The sequence below is a fragment of the Paenibacillus sp. HB172176 genome (genome assembly GCF_011947265.1).
In the GTDB taxonomy this organism is placed as follows: Bacteria; Bacillota; Bacilli; order Paenibacillales; family Paenibacillaceae; genus Pristimantibacillus.
Genome location: NZ_JAATHD010000013.1, coordinates 119,371 through 139,998, shown reverse-complemented (window position 1 = coordinate 139,998; position 20,628 = coordinate 119,371). Strand labels below are relative to the sequence as shown.

At 51.9% G+C, this 20,628-nt stretch carries 13 protein-coding genes; 5 read left to right on the top strand and 8 right to left on the bottom strand.

Annotated elements, in window-relative coordinates:
• Positions 1–2: 2 nt before the first annotated feature.
• Both HFP08_RS17215 and HFP08_RS17210 read right to left on the bottom strand, forming a co-directional pair.
• On the bottom strand, positions 3–1,112 hold the full coding sequence (locus HFP08_RS17215; RefSeq protein WP_168121840.1) for a HAMP domain-containing sensor histidine kinase: 1,110 nt from the start codon (positions 1,110–1,112) through the stop codon (positions 3–5).
• Positions 1,109–1,783 (bottom strand): response regulator transcription factor, encoded by a 675-nt coding sequence (locus tag HFP08_RS17210; RefSeq protein WP_168121839.1) that lies wholly within the window; start codon positions 1,781–1,783, stop codon positions 1,109–1,111. The genes HFP08_RS17215 and HFP08_RS17210 overlap by 4 nt, the downstream gene beginning before the upstream one ends.
• A gap of 163 nt (positions 1,784–1,946) precedes the next feature.
• Between HFP08_RS17210 and HFP08_RS17205 the strand changes: the two genes are divergently transcribed.
• Both HFP08_RS17205 and HFP08_RS17200 read left to right on the top strand, forming a co-directional pair.
• Positions 1,947–2,891 (top strand): ABC transporter ATP-binding protein, encoded by a 945-nt coding sequence (locus HFP08_RS17205; RefSeq protein ID WP_168121838.1) that lies wholly within the window; start codon positions 1,947–1,949, stop codon positions 2,889–2,891.
• A complete protein-coding gene (locus HFP08_RS17200) occupies positions 2,888–3,589 on the top strand; it encodes an ABC transporter permease (protein WP_168121837.1) in 702 nt (233 codons plus the stop codon). The genes HFP08_RS17205 and HFP08_RS17200 overlap by 4 nt, the downstream gene beginning before the upstream one ends.
• Before the next feature lie 8 nt (positions 3,590–3,597).
• Here the strand turns inward: HFP08_RS17200 and HFP08_RS17195 are convergent, their stop codons facing one another.
• A complete protein-coding gene (locus tag HFP08_RS17195) occupies positions 3,598–4,422 on the bottom strand; it encodes a sugar phosphate isomerase/epimerase family protein (protein WP_168121836.1) in 825 nt (274 codons plus the stop codon).
• A 574-nt stretch (positions 4,423–4,996) separates the two neighbouring features.
• Positions 4,997–11,041 (bottom strand): S-layer homology domain-containing protein, encoded by a 6,045-nt coding sequence (locus HFP08_RS17190; protein ID WP_168121835.1) that lies wholly within the window; start codon positions 11,039–11,041, stop codon positions 4,997–4,999.
• A 223-nt stretch (positions 11,042–11,264) separates the two neighbouring features.
• On the opposite strand from HFP08_RS17190, the gene HFP08_RS17185 reads away from it, so the two are divergent.
• Positions 11,265–11,978 carry a response regulator transcription factor gene (locus HFP08_RS17185; RefSeq protein WP_168121834.1) on the top strand — a complete coding sequence of 238 codons (714 nt, stop codon included), beginning with the start codon at positions 11,265–11,267 and terminating at the stop codon, positions 11,976–11,978.
• Positions 11,979–12,008: 30 nt separating this feature from the next.
• Here the strand turns inward: HFP08_RS17185 and HFP08_RS17180 are convergent, their stop codons facing one another.
• Positions 12,009–13,970 carry a sensor histidine kinase gene (locus HFP08_RS17180; RefSeq protein ID WP_168121833.1) on the bottom strand — a complete coding sequence of 654 codons (1,962 nt, stop codon included), beginning with the start codon at positions 13,968–13,970 and terminating at the stop codon, positions 12,009–12,011.
• Between the two features lie 628 nt (positions 13,971–14,598).
• Here HFP08_RS17180 and HFP08_RS17175 point away from each other — a divergent pair.
• Both HFP08_RS17175 and HFP08_RS17170 read left to right on the top strand, forming a co-directional pair.
• Entirely contained in the window at positions 14,599–16,383 is a 1,785-nt protein-coding gene (locus HFP08_RS17175) for a cache domain-containing sensor histidine kinase (RefSeq protein WP_168121832.1), read from the top strand.
• Complete coding sequence (locus HFP08_RS17170) at positions 16,376–17,089, top strand: response regulator transcription factor (protein WP_168121831.1); 714 nt, start codon at positions 16,376–16,378, stop codon at positions 17,087–17,089. Before HFP08_RS17175 ends, HFP08_RS17170 begins: the two co-directional genes overlap by 8 nt.
• Before the next feature lie 11 nt (positions 17,090–17,100).
• Here HFP08_RS17170 and HFP08_RS17165 read toward each other — a convergent pair whose 3' ends face one another.
• The 3 genes from HFP08_RS17165 to HFP08_RS17155 form a co-directional block, all read right to left on the bottom strand.
• Positions 17,101–17,931, bottom strand: coding sequence for a carbohydrate ABC transporter permease (locus HFP08_RS17165; protein ID WP_168121830.1), 831 nt, complete (start codon positions 17,929–17,931; stop codon positions 17,101–17,103).
• A complete protein-coding gene (locus tag HFP08_RS17160; RefSeq protein WP_240941521.1) occupies positions 17,921–18,871 on the bottom strand; it encodes a carbohydrate ABC transporter permease in 951 nt (316 codons plus the stop codon). Before HFP08_RS17160 ends, HFP08_RS17165 begins: the two co-directional genes overlap by 11 nt.
• A gap of 183 nt (positions 18,872–19,054) precedes the next feature.
• On the bottom strand, positions 19,055–20,398 hold the full coding sequence (locus tag HFP08_RS17155) for an ABC transporter substrate-binding protein (RefSeq protein ID WP_168121829.1): 1,344 nt from the start codon (positions 20,396–20,398) through the stop codon (positions 19,055–19,057).
• Positions 20,399–20,628: the final 230 nt, after the last annotated feature.

Below are 20,628 nucleotides of genomic sequence, written 5' to 3'. Positions count from 1 at the left end.
GCTCATGTCACTCCGTCTACAGCCGGTTGGTCTCTAATGGCTGCTGCGACTTCCATTCCGAGCGGCAGCGTAATGGTAAACACCGAGCCTTTACCCAGCTCGCTTTGCGCCTCGATCGTTCCTTCGCAGAAATCGACAATTCGCTTCACCAGCGTTAACCCCAAGCCATTCCCCGTCATAGAGCGAGAGGCGTCGCCCTGATAAAATTGATCAAACATGCGGCGCATCGTCTCTTCGCTCATTCCGCAGCCGTTATCCTCAAGTCGAAAGACTGCCGTTCGCCCGCTCCGCCACAAACCAACCTTAAGCGTTCCTCCTCTTTCCGTATGCCTGATCGCATTGTCCAGAAGATTGATCCAAACCTGCTGAATCAGATTTTTATTTCCGAATAGTTCAACGGCCTCCTCCAACACGATATCCAAATGAAGGTTTTTGGCGCTCCACTTCGGCTCCATTAGCAGGATGGCAAGACGAATTTGCTCGTCCAGACGATAAACGGTCCGCTCGCTCAAAATTTCCGTATGTTCAACCTTCGACAAGCTGAGGATGCTGGAGGATAAGTCAACCAATCGCTCAGATTCCTGAATGATGCTATTCAAGTAATCCTGTTTATCCTCATCGCTGACATTTCCCTCTCTTAACAATTTGGCAAAGCCGCTAATGGAGACAATCGGGGTTTTGAATTCATGAGAGAAATTACGCACGAAATCACTGCGCAAGGTTTCAATTCCCTGGAGCTCCCGCACCATCTTGTTAAAGCTCGCAGCCAGCGCATCCAGCTCGAATACAATACTGCCCTTCACCTCCACCTCGGAGGAGAAATCACCCTTCGCTACTCTGTCGGTCGCTTCCATCAGATCACGAATCGGCTTGACAGAGCGCCTGCTCAGCAGAGCGGCAATGACAACACCAAGAAAAATGCTGATGTAAAGCAAGACATAAATACCTCGATACGAATCTGTCCGACTCATGTCAAGCGCTCCTGCCCGATAAAGCAAATAAGCAAGCAAGCCCGCGGACGCAATAGACAGCACCATGACCAGAAATATTAACGCCACCAAGGAAAATGCGAGGCCGACTTTTCTCGGCAAGATCCTTCCAACCGACTTCATGCGCGCCTCACCGCTTTATACCCCAAACCCCGAACCGTCACGATTTCAAAATCGGGATTATCTCTGAATTTATCGCGCAATCGGTTGATGTGTACGTTCAAGGTATGATCATCCTTTTCCGTTTCCAAGCCCCAAATGTCTTCAATTAATTGAAGGCGTGTAAAAATCTTGTCGGGAAAGCTCATCAGCTTAAACAAAAGATAAAACTCCTTTTGGGGCAGTGAAATATGCTCGTCTCCTCTTGTTACCGTTAGAGCCTTGTAATCCAACGTCGTTTCACCCGCTGTCAGCTTGTGCTCGCTGGCAATCCGGGCCCTGCGAAGCAGCGCCTTGATGCGGAGCAGCATCTCCTCCTCATCAAAGGGTTTGGTCAAGTAATCATCCGTTCCGGCAAGGAAGCCTTTATGCTTATCCTTGTTTTCCTGAGCGGCGGTAACCATCAGAATCGGTATGAGATCGCCCGCGCCGCGTAATTCCTCACATAATTGATAGCCATCCATTCCAGGCATCATCAGGTCCAGCACAATCAGATCGAAACGCCGCGTCTCCATCCTCTTCAGCGCCTCAAGCCCATTGTTAGCAATAACGGCGTTATAGCCGCCGCGCTTAAGCACGGCGCATATCAGCTTTTGCGTATTGCTGTCATCCTCCACAACCAGAATATCAAACACCGCGGCCCCTCCTTTACTCCCCATTATACTGTCCCAAAGTAAACTGAAAATCAACTTCACTTTCACGCAGGAATTGAGATTCAATTGATATTTGAAGCTTATACTGCAACAGACCTCTTTTGAAGTCACTGCTTCCACATTATACAGTCAGGAGTGGTTAGAGATGAGAACAGGAAGAACAGGCGGCTCCATCGCGATACAACTGGATGGCGTCAGCAAAAATTTCGGTGAATACCACGCCGTAAGCGATCTTTCGCTTGAGGTGAAGAGCGGGGAGATCGTCGGGTTTCTCGGGTTGAACGGGGCCGGCAAGACCACAACGATCAAAATGCTTCTTTCGTTGCTTAAACCTTCCGCCGGTCGTATCTACATGCTGGGAAGCAAGGTTGACTCCGGCAATTACAAGCTTTGGAGCAAAGTCGGATATTTGGAGGAGGCCTCCGCCTATCCGGAGCTGACCGTTGCGGAGAACCTGGACATTGCCCGCCGAATGCAATTGATAGCCGACCGAGGCTCCATTGACCGCGTGATTAAGAAGCTTGATCTGACCGCCCACAAGCACAAGAAGGCCAAACATCTTTCTTTGGGGAACAAGCAACGACTGGGATTGGCGAAAGCCATGCTTCACAACCCGGAAATTTTAATTCTGGACGAGCCCATCAATGGACTGGATCCAGCCAGCGTGGTAGAAATCAGAGAGATGCTTCTGGATTTATCCGGCAACTTCGGCGTGACCTTATTTATTTCCAGCCATCTATTAGAGGAGCTGTCCAAATTAGTCGACCGAATCGCGATTATGCACAAGGGAATTCTGATTCAGGACATGAACATGAATCAGTTGGAGCATTCTCTGGAGAAAAGTTTGGTATTGGATGGACCTGACAAGGCTGCGATGGTGCATATTCTGTCAGAGCACGGATTTCGAGATACAGTAATCGCCGACGGTCGTCTGATCGTGAAGGGGGGCCGCGCGATAGAGCAGCCCGATAAAATAGCGGAGCTGTTGGTGCAAGCCAATCAGCCGCCAACGCAATTAAGCGTTGTTACGGAACAACTGGAGGGTTATTTCCTCCGAACGATACGCACTGCAGGGAGGAGGCAATCATGATGATACGTTCTTTCGTTTATAATGAAGGACTTAAGGTCTGGCGTTCCACTGTTTTCTGGATTGTTCTTGCCGTATTTACAGCATTGCCCTTGATGGTCGGTTTATTGGGCAGTCATGGCGTCGGTTGGGAGAGCTATCTTTCGGACTTGCTCGGTTCCATCGCCTCTCTGCTGGTAGTTGGATTCTCATTCACCTCCGCATGGATCTTCGGACGGGAATATACGGACCACACCATTAAGGATCTGCTCGTGAAGCCGATCTCCAAATCGTATAGCGTACTATCCAAATTCATCGTGGTCACGATATGGAATATGCTGCTGGCTGTCTTCACCTTTGCGATAGTCTTAGTGGCCGGCGCACTGATTGGCGTCAGCGGAGGGTCGATAGCCCTCATGCTCCATATCTTCTTGATCTTCATGACAACCTCGCTGCTCACAATGGCGGTCAGTACAACCAGCGCCTTCATGGCCAATGTCACCAGGGGGTACCTTGCGCCGATCGGACTGACATTTGTCATTGTCATCGTATCCAATGTTATCGTGCAATTGGGATTTGGCTCTTATTTCCCTTGGACCATTCCAATTCTGCTGCTCACAGGAGCTGATATCGGATTCATCAGCATAAGCATTCTTGCACTCACAGCAGCAGCCGGGTTTGCCGGTACGGTTGCCTGGTGGAGATTCGCCGAGCACAAGTAAGGTTAACGCTAACGAGCCTTCTCCCTGCCCTCCCGAACAAAGCGGGCCGCGTCGGCCATCTGCGCCATTTCAACGCTCTCGAGCGTCACGAAGCCAAGCGGCTTCTGCTTCTCGAGCAGCTCCCAGAACAGCCCGTAATTGAGGTCGCCAAGACCGGCGGCTGTTCCTGCAAGCTTGCCGTCGGCGCCCCGCTTCCAATCCTTCGAGTGGGCGCTTACAATTCGCGGCCCGAGCTGCTCGAAGCTTTGACGAATAATCTCATCCTGCTTCTCGAACAAGCTCTCGTTCAGCAGATTGCATGGATCGAGCACAACGCCGACCGAGGAGGACGGGAAACGTTCTATTGTAGCCGCGAGCGTCTCGACGGAATCGATCAGATGGCCTTGCGCCGCTTCGAGACCAATCGTTACGCCCCAGCGCTCGGCTTCCTCCACTAATTCCTCCATGGCCAAGCTTAGCCGCTCCCAATGCTTCGCTTCATTCTCCCCGTGAGCCGGGCCGCCAACCTCCGTCGCCACGATGCCGCAGCCGAAATGGCGCGCATAGCGCAAATGCTCCTTGAACCGGTCCACATTATGGCGATAAACCTCGTCATTCAGATCGACCAGGCTCGCATAACAGCCGAGAACCGCGACCCCCACTCCCGCATCGGCGAACGCGCCGCCAATCTCATTGGCCATTCCCGGGCTCAGCTTGCCGAGCGAGCAATCCACATCCGTTATCGCCTTGGACAGCGCAAGCTGAACATAATCGAAGCCATGCTCCGCCACCTTCCCGGCTAACTGCCTATATGGCTGACTCCCCAACAAATGAGCTAATATACCGACTGTCATCCCATCATTCCCCCTGCCTGTTATGTATCGCAGTCTCTCAGTCACCCTTTTCCTGTCTTTCACCTTATCATTGTAACAAAGGTTATGCAAAGCTTCGCATAAACCACCCTGCGGTGTGCCGCTAAACGTCCTGTGATGTTGCCATTGCTCCATGAAAAACTTGAATTTTCTTCATCAGTTCAATCCCTTTCTTTGATCATTGATTTTATTGAAATTTCTACCACAATAAACGGTGTTAGGTCATCTGAAGTTGCATGTTTCCTTTTTTATAGGCAGGGTTTTTTATGCTCCTTCCCATATATCCAGACAATTGTTTATTGCATACTAACCTGCTGATTATTGATGAAGTTGGTTGCTGCATGATTCGATTTTTTGCCGCCCTTCGGGGGCCTTACCCTGCACGGAATGGGAAAAATTCAAGTGCCGCTTTTGGGTGATTTTCGTTTGCAGCTTACACCTTGGCTTGGATACCTATTGCCAAGTCGCTCCTTGCACAGAAGCGTGAATTGAAACAGAGAGCTTTATTCAACGCAAAAAACTGGCCCGGGATTGCTCCCAAGCCAGTTTTTTTGCGTTATGACCTATCCGGATTGCCGCTTAGATCGCTATGGTAGTTTTTCATGCCAACGTTGAAGGCAACCTGCCCCACGATCTTGAGAAGCTTTAGAATAGTGCCCCATTTCCCGTCGCTGACGCTTGTCGCAATTGATGCAATGATCTCCGCAACGGAGAGAAGAACATCCAGCGCATAGTGCGAAAGGAAAGCGGACGCGATGTCGCCTGAGCTGTAATTCGCCTGAATCAGGAACATGATGGCCGGCTGCCACTTAATGCCAAGGTCTTGCATGAGGCCCGCCGCCCGGTTTGCGCCAAGCCCTGCTTCCCGCAGCACCATAAATGGGATGCCGTCATTGCGTTCAAACATGTAATTTCCCGCGTCGGATGGAAGATCATCTTTAATCTTGTCGAACAATCCAATTTCCACGAGTGCATGTACGCCCCAATACATGTCGGTTTCCCTGTATTCGTCGTTATCAACCGCTCTGATCAAGCTTTGGGCCAGCTCGTTCATGGACATCTCTGTCCATGACAGTCGAATGGCCATATAAGTGGATGTCCAGTTCGGAACCGGCGCTTCAATCTTTTTCAGGAGCACAAAGTCCAGTAGCAGATCATCAACCATTGATCTTAGTACAGTGATGATATCCTCTGGAGGACAGTCAACCTCGAGCAGCCCCATTGCCAGGACAGCCGGGTCGTACCAGCCAGCCCCGTACAGGTACAGAGCAGTCAACTGATAGTTCTCCGTCATGCCGTAGACAATCCGCGCAACCTCTCTTACGGTAAAGCCAACGCTGGCCAATGCTTGTGCCACCTCCAGCGTGTCTCCTCCATTGGTTTTTATGGCGTCGCCCAGCTCGCGGAAGGTATAGCCGCCTGTTGCGTTCAGCTTGCTGAATTGATCCCTCAACGAGTATCCCCATGCCTGCAGCATACCCATGGCGTATCTGGCTTCCATGCCAAGCCCGCGCACAACGGCAATCGTCGAGTCGTTTTTTGCATCGCTCTCCGGCCGATTCAGCAGCTGACCGAATATCGTATAGATGTTATAGCCGCTATTCGTCATTTTGGTAATAACGTCGCCAGTGCTTGCCTCCGGATAGACGCTTCGCAGCGCCTCATAGGTGCTTATGGTGGATTCCCCGAAATTGCGCAGCCATGTGGAAACGACTGCAAGGTCGGTTTCGCCGTAGTTTTGCTTCAGGACGCTGGCAACCAAGATATGACGGTTGCTGGACTGGTTGAACATCCCCGCCAGCACTTCCTCCTGCGAATAACCGCCGACCTCAAGCGCTTTAGCAATAGCGAGCTCATCGGTATAGTCATACATGCTCTTTAACAGCGTTCTGGTCAAATATGCGTTTTTGCCGTCCAGCTTCTCCTGTGCGGCAAGGAAGGACGCCGCTTCGACATTGTAGACGGCAGAAACAGCGGTCAAAATCGTAATCGGCGTAGCGCCGCCGACCTTCAGATAGGTCGCAAGCGCATCCTTAGCGCTGAGCTGATACTGCTCCTTTAGGATCGTTACAATCTGCTGGGGCGTGTATCCGATACCGCGGAAGATATGAACGCCTTTGGAAGGCGCAGTCGAATCCGTAACCTGCAGGCTCAAGGCAAGCGGGTCGGCAACATCGCTGTACAGGCTCAGGATAACAGCATTCAGTGTTGTATACGTTTCTTCTGTAAAGGCATTGCCCGCCAAGAAGGCGTTAAAGATGCCCTTTAGCACCTCTTCTCTCGAATATCCGGCGCCTTGCAGCAGTATCGCGTTTTGAACCGGGTCTTCTACCAGATAGGTTGCGCGAAGCGCGTTTGCCGTATCGAAGGCCCAGGCATAGTTGCTTCGCATTTGCTTGGCCAGTATCGCCTCGGGGTTTTGGCCAAGCACCTCGGCTGCGGCATTGGCAATGGCCTCTGCCGAGAAAAGAGTGGTTGCGGTGAGATTGGCAACCGCAGACTCGCCGTATACTTTGCTCGCAGCTAACAAAATCTCCTCCAGGCTGTAGCCTGCGCTGTTCAAATCCTGAAGATTTCCAATCGAGCCAAGACTCAAGTAAGGGAGAACCTCCACGGCTGTGTAGCCATTCGATCTCCAGTAGCTTGAACGGCTATTGCTGTATGCGGACAGCGTGATCAGATTCCCAAGCGGCTCGCCCAGCTTACGGAACATAGGCACGAGGTCGGGATTTCCTCCGTACACTTCCCGGACTCCGTTAATCAGGTCATTTCTAAACACCACTTCCCCATATTGGACGGACAGACCCGAGCTGTACAACACCGATGCGGCTTCTTCGTAAGTCAAATTGCTATACAGTGCTTTAATGATCCGGAGCAGCTCATTCACTCTGCAAGTAGAGCCGCAAAATGCGCTGCTCGACGTTCGGATAACCTCGACCAGCTCGGCTGCATCGAGATCAAAGCTTGTTTTCAGAAGCCCGGCGATGTCTGAAGTAACAGGGAAGCGATAAGACAAGGGGCTCTTCATATCCTTCGGCTCAAGGCCTCTAGCCGCAAGCACGCGAGGAATGTCCTCATTGCTGAACTTGGTCAACGTACGCCCCGTATCGGTTGTCAAATTCGTCATATCATACATCAGAAGGACGAATCTTTCCGCACCTCCAGAGCGCAGCGACGAATTTTGAAGCATTACTTCCATCAGATTCGCGAGCTCGACCGCTGTAAAGCCTGCTTCCTTCAGCTGTATCAGGACTCGGCCCATATCGGCTGTTGTCAGTATATCGTTCCTGCCGCCGAACGGACGCAGGTACTGGGCGATTTCGACAACGTTGAAGCCGGCCTGAATCAGCAAATCGACAATCGTATCATCCTCATCCCCGGCAGCAAATACGCTCTTGTAGCCCTTGGAGGCGAGCAGTTCCGCTATCACCCTGATGCTGTCGCCGGAACGCTTCATGCCTGCTGCGACCTCAGCCATGCTGTAGCTATCCCACAGCAGCTCCTGTATGGAGCCGTTCAGAAGTCTGCTGCCTTCATAAACAGTCGACACGGCCTCCTCGACTTCCTCCACCGGATAATGGGCATTTGCCAAATAAGGAATCAGATCGGATGCCATCCATTCCCAATTATGATAGTGCTGGACAACCTGCTTTGTCGTGAAAGCGGCGCGCAGTCCTTCCATACGCTCCTCTTGCGTAAATCCAAGCTCGGCTTTGCCAATGATTTCAATAATATCGGTAATACTCTTGCCCCTTACTGCAAAAGCGGCAACGATTTGACTGGCATCGGCATCGTAGTAGGTTCTCATGATTTTGGCTGCGGCCTGCATGTCGAAGCCTGCGTCTAGGAGCAGCGACACGGCGCGGTATGCGTTTACGTTAAACACATCCGCCGCTTTCAAAATTTCACCGACCTGCTCTTCCGTATAGCTCGCGCGTTTCAGCGCCGTCACAATGGATGATTCCGTACTTGCGTTGCTTGCCTGGAGCAAAGCTGCGGCCTGACGGGCGGAAATCAATTTTTCGTTCAGGAAAGCAGCCAGCTCATCCTCCGACAAGCCGTATACCTGGCGCAGCGCCGTATACCTTTCGGTGGTATCGAAATATCCCGATTCCTCATAGGCCGCATCAATGCCATATCCCTTAAACTTCATGGCTTTGAAAAGATCTTTGGCCGTAATGCCCATCGAACGCATTGCCTTGCCGAAGCCGCTATTTCCCAAGGTAATCAGGCCAGCTTCCTCCAGCGTAACCAATGTATTGACAACGCCGTACCCTTGCTCAATCAAGAAGATTGCAGTTGTATCGGGGTACGGGAAATAGTTTTCCTCGCTTAACATTTTCACGACATCAACGCCTGAATATCCGCCTTCCAGCAAAGCCGTTCCAATTTCTGCTCCGGTTAAGGAACCGTCGTTCTGCTCTTGAAGCGCGGCAGCGGCTTCGGCGGCCGATTTCTCCTGCAGCTTGCTGTAGCTAACGATCCCCGCCGCTGTTGTTCCATCCAGAATGCTGGATGTATGGAATGAAACGAGCGGTTTGCTGTCCGTTGAGGTAACCGCGCCGGGCGTATAGGAGAGCTCGAAATCTTGAGCGGTAATTTGATTAGCCAAAGTGAGATCAACGCGCACGCTGGAAGTGTTTTCCGCAGAGACGATATCGATAGACTCTCCGCCGGAGGAGACGGCAAAGCCGGCGGGCGATGCCGGCAGGCTTGCCAGCTCCTTGTTGAACAGCATGGTCACTTTTTGGCCGTCAGGGCTGAGTATTGCGCCTGTGAAGACAGTCAGATCGGGAATGGCAATACTTTTACTGCCGCCAAAGCCATAGCCCGACTTGGCAATGGACAGCGTGTACGTATCGCCGCCCCGGAAGATACCGGAATAGTGATAAGTTGAGCCGTTGTCATTTGTTTTTAAGGCGGAATTGAAGGTCGGGTATCCGCCTGAGCTTGTTAGAATCAGGTCCGCCATCGAAAGGCCGGGCACTGGAGGAACAAGCGAGATCGTAAGGCCGTCTGTTGAAGGACTGCTGATCGTTACCGATACAAACGTCACCGTCGTTACAGGCGGCTCGGTTGGCTGGGACGTTGGCGATGGTCCAGGCGATGCGGTTGAACCTGGTGTAGGAGTTGCCCCGGTCGACGCGGGTGTTGCTTGCACCGTCTGCCCGCCGATTTGGGCGGAGACGTTTTGTGCAATCGCGATTGTTTCCGGCTTTTGAGCCATGGTGACGCCCGCTGCCGTTATCGTTGCGTTGGCGATTGCGCCTTCTCCGGAAATGGTGGCCGCAGAACCCGCATTGAGGTTGGATACCTGCGCTTTTTCGTTCAATTCAATCGTTGCTCCTGCGGCAAGATCCGTCAGCGTTAAATTGCCGACGCTTCCTTCTGCCACCGTAACCGTTGCCGCTGCGACAAGCACGACATTGGGGAAATCGCCGCTAAGCGTCACTTCTCCAGTCGTCGATACTTCGACAGTGCCGAAGCTGGCGCCGCTGCCTCCCACAACCTGCAGGGTGGCTCCGGTTGTTATCGTCACCTGGTCAACGGCGGTGGAGCCTTCCACCACTACCCGCACCTGGCCGTCCACCTTTGTAATAACAATTCGTGTAATTGCGGAGTCCAGCAGATGGATACTGTTTTTGCCGCCGCCGTTTACGGTTGTTGTTCCTAAAACAGTGACGCCGTCCAGCGTGACATCGCCTTCTCCGATTCCTTCTCCGAGCACCAGATCACCGGTGATTTTCACGTTGCGAAGGATGACGTCAGGCGAATCGATCGTCAAGTCGCCGGCGTATGTGGCTTCTCCGTTTTCGGGACCGTATGTACCGGCTTGGACCAAAATAGCAGGCAGGTCGGCCGTATCCGTACCGCCGGTCGCCAGCTTCAGCGCGCGATCCAGAATAACGACTGTTTCTGCGCGGCTAATGGGCTGAGCCGGTCTGAACGTATTGTCGCCGTAACCGGTCATTAATCCGGCGTCCAGGCTTGCCCCCACGGCCCCCTTGCTCCATGACGCAATGGACTGGGCGTCGCTGAATTTATCGGCCAGGGTGGTGTCTGCTGTATCCAGCTTAAGCAGCTTGGCCAGCACAACCGCAGCCTCCTGGCGCGATACGGGAGCTTCCGGCCGGAAAGATCCGTTGCCGTTTCCCTGCATATAACCTGCTGCCTGGGCTTTGGCAATATCCGCCGCATACCACTTCGAGTCGGACACGTCGCCGAACTTGCCCGATGCTTGCTCCGAGAAGCCGAAGGCCCGGTTGACAATCGCCGCCAGCTCCGCGCGGCTAATCTTGTTATTCGGTTTAAACGTCCCGTCCGGGAAGCCGAAAATGAGCCCTTTGCTGATCCAATCTTCAACCTGCTTCTGTGCCCAGATGCCAGCGATATCAGTCGGCTGCGCGACTGCGCTTTCCCGCAGGGCCGGCGTTTCGCCTTGTTGCGCGAGCAGCGTCGACAGGGCGGCTGCGAGTTCAGCCTCCGCTTCTGCTGTAGCTGCGCTGGCTGATCCATAACCGGGCATCAAGCCCGCAAGCAAAGCCGCCACAAGCAGCATGCCTATCCACTTCTTGGACTTCAGTAACGCTCCCGTTAACATGTCTATCCTCCAACCTTCCTGTTTTCACTCGATTGGTGTCTGTCGAATGAAAGCTTGTTTTGTTGCATTTTAACGGAGTGAAGTAAAATTGGGGTAAAATGTCCCATCCGGATTTCATCTTCCTGTTGCCCGGTTGCGATTCAGTCGATAATATAGAATAGAATCGCGGCGGAAAAACAAGCACGGCCTATTGCAGAGGCCTGCCGCATAGGGGGTTGCAATTGTGACAACGATTCTTACAGTGGACGATGATCGCGAAGTACAGGACATGCTTAGCATTTTTTTGACGGCCGAAGGCTTTGAAGTGTGGCAGGCTCATGATGCGGAGCAATGCCTGACTTATCTGGAGGAAGGCAGGCCTCAGCCCGACCTGATTATTCTGGACATCTCGATGCCGGGGATGGATGGAAGGGAATTATGCCGCCGTATTCGGGGCTTGTATGATCAGCCCATTCTGTTCCTGACGGGCAACGTCGAGCGGGAGCAAAAGCTGCTGTCGCTCCAGGCTGGAGGCGATGATTATATGACCAAACCTTTCGATCACCTGGAATTGCTGGCACGAGTTCATTCGCATTTGCGGTGGAGCCAGCTTCTGAAGACCTACAAGGAGCCAAAAACGCAAGGAAACAAACTTCACTTCCCTGGGCTGGCCATTGATTTGGAGCGGCTTACCGTGAGTGTTCAGGATGAGCCTGTCCTCCTGATGGCCAAGGAGCTGCATCTGCTCATCGTTTTGGCTCAAAATCCGCGCAGAGTCTATCATCCAAGGCAGCTGTACGAGCTGGTCTGGAACGACCAATCCGCCTACAATCCCGACGTGATCAAGACGCAAATTTACAATCTCCGCAAAAAAATCGAGCCTGACGCCGCAGGTCTGAAATACATTCATACCGTAAAAGGATTTGGATACAAATTTGAGCCGGTGACATCGGCTTAAGACGTGTTTGCAAACCAGCCCTAGGGGAAGCTACTGCACCTTGGGAAGAGTGAAGGAGAAGCGGCTGCCCCTGCCTTCGGCGCTCCAGACGTTGATTTGGCCGCCGTGGCGTTCGACGATTTCTTTGGTTATGGCCAGGCCCAGCCCGCGTCCGCGCTCCTTATTTTCCATGTAATGCCGGTTAAAAATATAGGGAAGGCGCTCGGCGGCAATGCCTTGCCCTGTGTCCTCAACCGTCACCGTTACCCATTTGGCCTCTTGCGTTGCCTTCAGGATAATCAGTCCGCCTGAGGGCGTAAATTTGCAGGCGTTATGCACCAGATTAATGATGGCGCGTTTGACGGCATGCGGGGCGATCAACACATCGGTATCCTCCTGGACCTCCACAATGATGTCGCATCGCAAGCTTCCGTAACGGATGTCGGTGGACATTTCACCAAAAATATCGTCAATCCACTCCGCAAACATGACCATTTCAAGACTCTGAGGACGTTCTTCCTCTTCAATCCGATTCATTTCGTCAAGGAAATGATTTACCTCAATGACCTTGCTATATACATTATCCAAAATTTCCTGCTGCCGGTCCTGCTCCTGGACAAGCTTTTGCTTAAGCGCCTGAATGCCGCCCTGAACATAGTTGAGCGGATTGCGGATATCGTGCGACATGTTTTGCAGGAGACGGGTGCGGGATTGCTCGGCGAGAATCAACTCGTCGTTGGAGCGCTTCAGGCTTTCCGTCTGCTCCTCTACTGTTAACTTCAGCGTTTTGTTCCAGTTCGCCAGCGTGCTTGCCAGCTCCTTCTGCACGCGATGCTGCTTCTCGCGCATTTGCCTAACCTGCTCGTAAAGAACAATCGACATAATGATAAATTCAATAACCGAACCAAATTGCATGCCAAAATGGGTGAACAGATTATCCGGCAAAATGCCTGTTGAAAGAAGAGAGCTTGGCAGGGCAATGGCATACAGCGGCACAATGGCAATCGTCAAACGGCGGGCAAGCCAACTGCCTCGCAGGGCGCAGCCGACGATTACAACCGGCAGCATCAGGATGGCGACAATTTTGAAGTTGAACCAGAGGGTCGTTAATCCGTATGTGTAGAAAAAAGCGTTGCCGATAGCCCCGACGGGGCATAGCCAGATGACAATGCGGCATAGACGGTCCAGCCATGGTGAAAAAGCGGCAGGTTTGACGATCCTTCGCGTTGCGAGAAAGCCAAACCAGACGCTCAGCATAAAAAAGAATTCGTAGGTGCTTGTAGGACTAGCAAACAGGACTCCGTCGTCACCGGTCGTAAACCAGTTGTCGCCCAGCAACTGAAGCGCCAGTCCGTCCCAAATAAATTGGGATGCGCTGTAGCATAAAATATAAAGGATATAGTAGATGTAAGCGATATTGCGAATCGACGAGTAGAGCGACAGCATATACATCACAATAGTCAAAATAATGCCGTAATATAGGCCATACAGCACAAATTCCAATGAAGTCTTTTCATAAATGGCGGCAGGTTCCGTTAGCTGCAGTGGAACAATAAAGGCCCCCGGCGTTTCAAAACGCATATAGATTGTTGTATCTGAAAAAGGAGGCAGTTGAAGGCTGTAGGAAGGGTAGTGGTGTGTAATCCGTTCCGCTTGTGAGGATGAGTATACATTAAAGTGGTCCATCAGCGGATTTTGCAGGCTAAGCAGCCAGCTCTCGCTCCCGGATTCATTGCGAATCGTCGCTTTCATCCAATATACCGATTTGCTGTAGCCAAAAGAGCTTTTGCCCTCCACCGGCCTGAATTGGCTCTGCAACTCCGGCGACTGTACATCCGTCAGGGTCCATGCCCCGTCCTTATCCTCTAAAATCTCCATGTAATCGTTGACGGAGTACAGTTCTCCCTCGTCTTCCGCGATCAGCTTCTTAACGGTATCCGTGCTGGCATCTGCAAGTCCTGCGCCAACCGCCCACAATGCAAGGACAATCAGCAAGCAACATTTTATCCGCATGTACATTCCTCATTCCCGCATTGTCGAAACGTTTAATTGGCTCCGCGAGAGCCTTTTTTAGCATAACGCCGGTCCCTGCAAACGTCAAAGTCTTTTGTGCGCGATCGCGAAATTGTTTTTTTAACATGGTTTACTTTGATCCTAAATTCCCGCCCAAAATTATAACGACACAGGCTCCTCTAATTCAAAAGCTTGGAATATTTCCTTCTGAGCCTTAGTCGCAGGAAACACAATCTGTTCGTTACCGATCTCTTGTACACGCAATTTCGAAATCGTTCTGATTTACTGTTTCGCCATTAGATCCAGAATGTGAAAAATACTTTTTGTACGGATATGATGGGACTATGGAAGCAGTATCGATTTATCCGATCCTGATACTTCAGAAATAGATAGTTGGATTTCTTTTTTTCAAACGCCGCAATCTAATAATTTGCCCTCTTTGTTTTTCATACCTCGTAAAAAACACAATACTGGACTGCGCCTTGAAGAAACGTCTGCAGACGAAATGATCCGCTTTCGGACTTCTTGCCGCAAAAATAACAGACTAATTCTACAATTAACGGATTGCCTGCTAAGCCTAATATCGGGATAATGAAAGAAGACATCAGACAAAAGGCTGTGATCTCCATTGTTGAAAACGCTAACATTCCCGCTTCGCGTCAAATTCATCCTTTTATTCGTCATCCTAATCACGGCTCCCTTGGCGCTGACCGCCATTGTCTCCTACAGGGAGTATTCGAATACGGTTCAGAACAACTCGGAGAAGTATATGCTTCAGCTCATGGAGCAGAGCCTCAAGAGCATCGACAAAAGCATCGACGATCTGAATCGCCTGACGCTCGTTCCCTATTACGACAACGATGTAATGGCCGTCCTGGGCAAGCATCGCGATCCGCAGGTCTATTCTCCCTACAATACGGATGAGCTGAACAAGCTGCAATTATTCATCTCCTCACTCACCTACGACCGTCCGGAGATACGGGGCTATTATTTGTTCGCGCTCGACGGCTCCTTGTTCAGCAACATGGAGAATTCGGTGCGCAACAGGTGGACGCAGGCCAATGAAGAATGGATGGAGCAAGCCTATGAGGCCGACGGCGATTTCGTTCTGCTGCCTCCCCATCAGGAAGACTATTATTATGCCAATGCGAATCAGGATGTGATGTTCTCCGTCGTCAGATTGATTCGTGAGCCTTATACGAACGCGCCGCTGGGCTTCGTGAAGATCGATATGCACGACCAGCTGTTCCGCGATATTCTGGCTTCCATCCAAATCAACAACAACAGCAAGGTATTCGTAACCGACGGGGCGGGAACGATTATCTATCCTTACGAATCCCGCAACGTCCATGTCAAAACGCTCGCCGACAACCGCATTCGACTGGACGGCAGCATCTACCTAAGCTCCTACTTCACCTCGAAGCAGACCAAGCTGACCGCCATCGGTCTCATCCCGATCGATGATCTGCAGAAGGATGTTCAGCAATTGACCCTGGTCACGGTCGCCATTACATTAGGCGCTCTGCTCATCGCTTATATCGCCGCCATTGTCGCCTCCAAGCAGCTCGTCAGTCCGATTCGCCATCTGCAGCAGAAGATGAGACGCGTGCAGAAGGGCTTTCTGGATCAGCGAGCCGCAGTCACGACGAAGGATGAGATCGGAGAGCTGTCGCAAGGCTTCAATCACATGGTCCAAGAGATTAATCAGCTCGTGCAAGAGCTGAGCGAGACGAAGGACCGCGAGCGCTCCTCGGAGCTGTCCGCGCTTCAGAGCCAGATGAACCCGCATTTCTACTACAACACACTGGAGTATATTAACATGATTGCGCTGGAGCATCGAAGAATGGAGATCAGCCGCATCGTCTCGAATCTCGGCAAGCTGCAGCGTTATACAATCGACAAGCGCAAGAAGCCGGTCAAATTAATCGAAGAAATCAAGTTCGTGCAGGCCTATCTGGAGATTATGTCCTACCGCTTCGAGGGAAGGCTGGCGACCCGGCTTCACATTGACGAAGAGCTGCATGATTGTCTCGTCCCGAAGCTGCTGCTTCAGCCCCTGGTCGAGAACGCCATCGAGCATGGCATTCAAGATTCCGGAGGTTTAATCGAAATTCGCACATACAACGACAGTCCCTATTTCATCCTCCAGATCTATAATGACGGGCCGCCGCTCACTGCAGAGAAGCGTCAGCATATCCGATCCTGCATCGCAAGGGAAAGCGCCGCTTCCCCGGAAGAAAGCGAACGCTTCGGCAACGTGACCAAGGGCTTTGCGCTGCATAATCTGCATCGCAGGCTGCAGCTTATTTATGGAGAGGCCTATGGGATTGAGCTGGATGAAGCTATTACGCGAGGCTGTCAGTTCCTTATTCGCATTCCGCAGCAGAGAGAACAGGAGGAAGCTTATGCTTAAAGTCGTTCTGGTGGAAGATGAAGCGCAAATACGCAGAGGCTTGAAAATATTGCTGGAGGAGATTATCGGAGGTTACGTCGTTGCGGGAGAGGCTCCGAGCGGCCAGGCCGCCATGCAGGTCATTCAGACCTTCATGCCGGATCTCGTCATCACCGATATTCGCATGCCCGATATGGATGGCATCACGTTAATGAAAAACATGAAACAGCTCATCCCGGACATCCCTTTCCTGATCTTGTCCGGCTACGACGATTTCCTGTACATGAGAGAGGCCATTCGGCTGCATGCCGTCGACTATCTGCTGAAGCCGGTCGACAATATCGAATTCGCGCAAAGCCTGGAGAAGTGGCGCAAAGGCGTCGAAGGCGAAGCTTCGCCAACCGATGCGAGCCACATTATCCGGCAAGTGAAAACCTATATTCAAGAAAACCTGAACGAGGATCTCTCGCTGCAGCAAGCCGCCGACCAGGTGCAATTGAATTACCACTATCTCTCCACGCTGTTCAAGCGGGAAACGGGCAAGCCCTATATCGAATACGTGATCGACGAACGGATGAAGAGGGGCAAGCAATTGCTGAGGACGACGAATCTGAAAATATACGAGGTAGCTTCCATGTGCGGGTATCCAACGCCCAAGCATTTCGCGACCGTGTTCAAGCAGCGGATCGGCTCCACGCCCGGCGATTACCGCAATGAGCGCGGCTGAGCGAGCCGGCATCACTTGATGCCGGTCATCGCCACGCCTTCGATGAATTTGCGCTGAGCGAAGAAGAAGACGGTAAGCAGAGGCAGTGTTGCCACGACCGACGCGGCCATAATCAGATGTCCTTTCGTTCCGCCGTCATCCGAGAACAGGGACAACGCCAGCGGAATCGTGAACAGCTTGCTGGAGTTCAGATACACCAGCGGCTCGAAGAACTCGTTCCAGGTTTGCAGAAACGTAATAATCGACAAAGTCGCAATGGCCGGAGCCGCCAGCGGGAACATGATGCGCAGGAAGGTTCCGATCGGGCTGCAGCCGTCGATCTTGGCCGCTTCCACCAGATCATTCGGGATGGTAATGAAGAACTGCCTCATCAGGAACACGCCGAATATGCCCGCCGCGCCCAGCATGGGCGGAAGAATAAGCGGCAGATGCGTATCCACCATGCCGATCTTCCCGAACGCGATGTACAGCGGTATCGTCGTCACCTCGGTCGGTATCATCATCGAGCTGAGCAGGAACAGGAAGATGAAATTTTTGTAACGGAAATCCAGCTTCGCGAACGCATATCCCGCCAGCGCCCCGAACAGACATACGCCAAGCGTTACTACGACAGCGATGTAGACGCTGTTGAACAAGTACAAGTGAAAGGGCTGCTGCTTGAACAGATCCACATAGTTGCTCCACTTGATCGGACTCGGAAACCACTGGGGCGGGAAATCGAATATTTTCGTATACGATTTCAGAGACGTGACGACCATCCAATAATAAGGCATAAGGATGATCACGCTGATCACCGCTAGAACGGCGTATTTCAACGCTAATTGCAAGCCGTTAGTCTTCATAGTGAACCCATCTCCTTCTTCCAAGCCATTGCACGATCGTCAGCGCCAATATAATGAAGAACAGAATGAACGAAACCGCCGACGCGTATCCGAAATTGAAATATTTGAATGCCTGCTCGTAGATATAGTATACGAACACATAGGTGCTCGTACCCGGACCGCCGCCCGTCATGACATGAATCTGGGCGAACACCTTCATGGAGCCGATCATCGTAATCGTAATGACCAGGAAGAGCGAAGGCGTAATAAGCGGAAGCGTCACATTGCGGAATTGCTGGAATTTCGAGGCTCCCTCTATGCTTGCCGCTTCATAATACATCTTGGGCACATCATTCAGCGCCGCGAGGAAGATGGCCATATTGATGCCAAGTCCCTTGATCAAGGTCACCATCGCGACAATCGGGATCGCCAGCGCGGTCGTATACAGCCACGCGGGGCCATGAACGCCGACCATCTCGAGCAAGGAATTGATCAACCCGTTCTTCGTTTGCAAAATATATTTCCACACAATCGCCCATACGACGAAGGAGGTGACGACCGGCGTGAAGATCACCGTCCGGAACAAGCCGATGCCGGGGATCGCCTTCTGCAAAAGCAGCGCCAGCGCCAATGTAATGATCACATTGAACGGCACCAGCAGCACGGTGAAATACAAGGTATTCCATATCGTCTTCACGAACACCGTGTCATTCGTGAACAGCTTATGATAATTTTGCAAGCCGACGAAGTGGAACTCGCCGATCAGCGACCAATTCGTCAGACTCATCGTAAACGCGGCGAGAATGGGAAGGAACAGGAACAAAATATACCCTGTCACAAGCGGTGATACAAATAAATAACCGTATCGATTCTCGCTTCTGGCCATCGGACTCGCACGTTTCTCCAGCCTAATTCTCTTCCTCGTCTCTCTCTGACTTCTATGCACAGCTTGATTGTTCATCTCCACTGTCTACCCCTGCCTTTCCTGATGAACCGAAATAAGCGCAATGCCTTGGTTCTAATTCTGATTAAATGCGAGGGTGCAACCTCTTTCTGTGAAAATCGGGTGTGCGGCGCACACCCGATTAAGATACTGCCGCAGATTCTCGCTTGCTGCGGCAGCTTCTCTCGAGCTGCCGCAGCTTTACTTCACGAGCGGCCCGACTTCCTTGTCCATCAGGTCCAGCACTTCCTTCACCGTGGAGTCCTGCGTATAGAGGTAGTCGAGAATCGTCTGGATCTTCACATCGATCTGCTGCCAATTCTCATGGAACGGCTGCAGCTCAACGCCCTTCGCCATCGGATCGACGAGCGCCGCCATCATGCCTTCGCGCGACGGCTTGCCCACATCGAGGAACGCGTCCGACTCCGACACCGATTTTCTAGGCGGCTGGAACATGCCGGTGAGCTGGCTCATGACATCCGCGCTCGTCATATATTTGAACAATTTCATCGCTTCCTCCGGATGCTTCGTATCCTTCGTCACCGAATAGCCCGCCATGCCGACGGCTGTCGGCGCATCCGCATTAGGACCTGTCGGCATTGGCGCGATATCCCATTCGAAGTCGGTAATCGATCTTGCGTTTGTGGAGTAGCTGTACGTATTCCTCACCATGCCCAGCTTGCCCGACTCGAAGGTCGTCTGATCGCCCGGCTGAGGATGTACGTTATATTTGTAGATGAGATCGTTGAAGAATTGCAGCGCCTGCTCGCCGCCCGGCGAATTGAGCGCGAACGCCGTCTTGTCCTCATTGAAGATATCGCCGCCGAATGCCCAAATCGTGTCCATAAGCGCATCCTGCCAGTTCTTCCAGGAGTTATTGCTGCCGAAGAGGTTGACGCCGTATACGCCTTTGTCCGGATCGGAGATCGCTTCGGCCGCCTTCAGGAACTCGTCATAGGTCCAGTCGCCTTCCTTATAGAGCTCAAGCGGCGTCTTCAGCCCCTTCTCCTCGAACAACGTCTTGTTGAAAAATAATTCCTTCGGACCAATCGCGAAGCCTACGCCGTACAGCTTCTCGCCGTCGCGGTATAAATCCAGCGTCGACGGATAAATATCATCGAAGTTGTAAGCGCTGTCTTCTTTGACAGAAGCAACGTCCATTAATTGACCCGAACCCATGAACTGCGGAACCATGCGCTCCGCCAGCCACACCACGTCAGGCGCGGTTTTCGAAGCCAGCATTATCGACAGCTTCTGCTGATATTCCGCGAATGGAATGAGCAGCACATCCACCTTGATATTCGGATTCTGTTCATTGAACGTTTTCATCAAATCCTCGTACAAAGCTTTCCTCGCGTCATCTCCCCAAATGCTGAGCGTCAAGGTGACATCCTTCGCCGGCTCCTCGGAAGCATCGCTGCCAACCTTGAAACCGTTATCATTTGTATTCGTCGTTTCATTGCCGCCGTTATTGGAGGAGCAACCTGCAATCGTGACGAACAATAGAACCAATACAAGCAGCCAAGCCGATTTTCTCGTTTTCATTTTTCTTCCCCTCTCATGAGTCATATGCTGTTTACAATCTCATTATATCGCTCGTCTTTGGCCCGCCTAAATCCTTTAACTTGCTATAAGGTCTGACTTTTTAAGATTGAAGCTTGCTCGCATTACCCGCCCTATTAACCCGCTAAGCAGATCCAATGAGACTATCGACTCTTCTTCGTGAATAAGGACTTGCTGGTTTTAAAGGACATGTGCGACTGTTACGCGACATT

Bases quoted from the DNA above. Each gene is read 5' to 3' on its own strand.
- HFP08_RS17205 (WP_168121838.1), top strand. From the start codon at position 1,947: ATGAGAACAGGAAGAACAGGCGGCTCCATCGCGATACAACTGGATGGC.
- HFP08_RS17180 (WP_168121833.1), bottom strand. From the start codon at position 13,970: ATGCGGATAAAATGTTGCTTGCTGATTGTCCTTGCATTGTGGGCGGTT.
- HFP08_RS17215 (WP_168121840.1), bottom strand. From the start codon at position 1,112: ATGAAGTCGGTTGGAAGGATCTTGCCGAGAAAAGTCGGCCTCGCATTT.
- HFP08_RS17195 (WP_168121836.1), bottom strand. From the start codon at position 4,422: ATGACAGTCGGTATATTAGCTCATTTGTTGGGGAGTCAGCCATATAGG.
- HFP08_RS17160 (WP_240941521.1), bottom strand. From the start codon at position 18,871: ATGAACAATCAAGCTGTGCATAGAAGTCAGAGAGAGACGAGGAAGAGA.
- HFP08_RS17200 (WP_168121837.1), top strand. From the start codon at position 2,888: ATGATGATACGTTCTTTCGTTTATAATGAAGGACTTAAGGTCTGGCGT.
- HFP08_RS17155 (WP_168121829.1), bottom strand. From the start codon at position 20,398: ATGAAAACGAGAAAATCGGCTTGGCTGCTTGTATTGGTTCTATTGTTC.
- HFP08_RS17170 (WP_168121831.1), top strand. From the start codon at position 16,376: ATGCTTAAAGTCGTTCTGGTGGAAGATGAAGCGCAAATACGCAGAGGC.
- HFP08_RS17190 (WP_168121835.1), bottom strand. From the start codon at position 11,041: ATGTTAACGGGAGCGTTACTGAAGTCCAAGAAGTGGATAGGCATGCTG.
- HFP08_RS17165 (WP_168121830.1), bottom strand. From the start codon at position 17,931: ATGAAGACTAACGGCTTGCAATTAGCGTTGAAATACGCCGTTCTAGCG.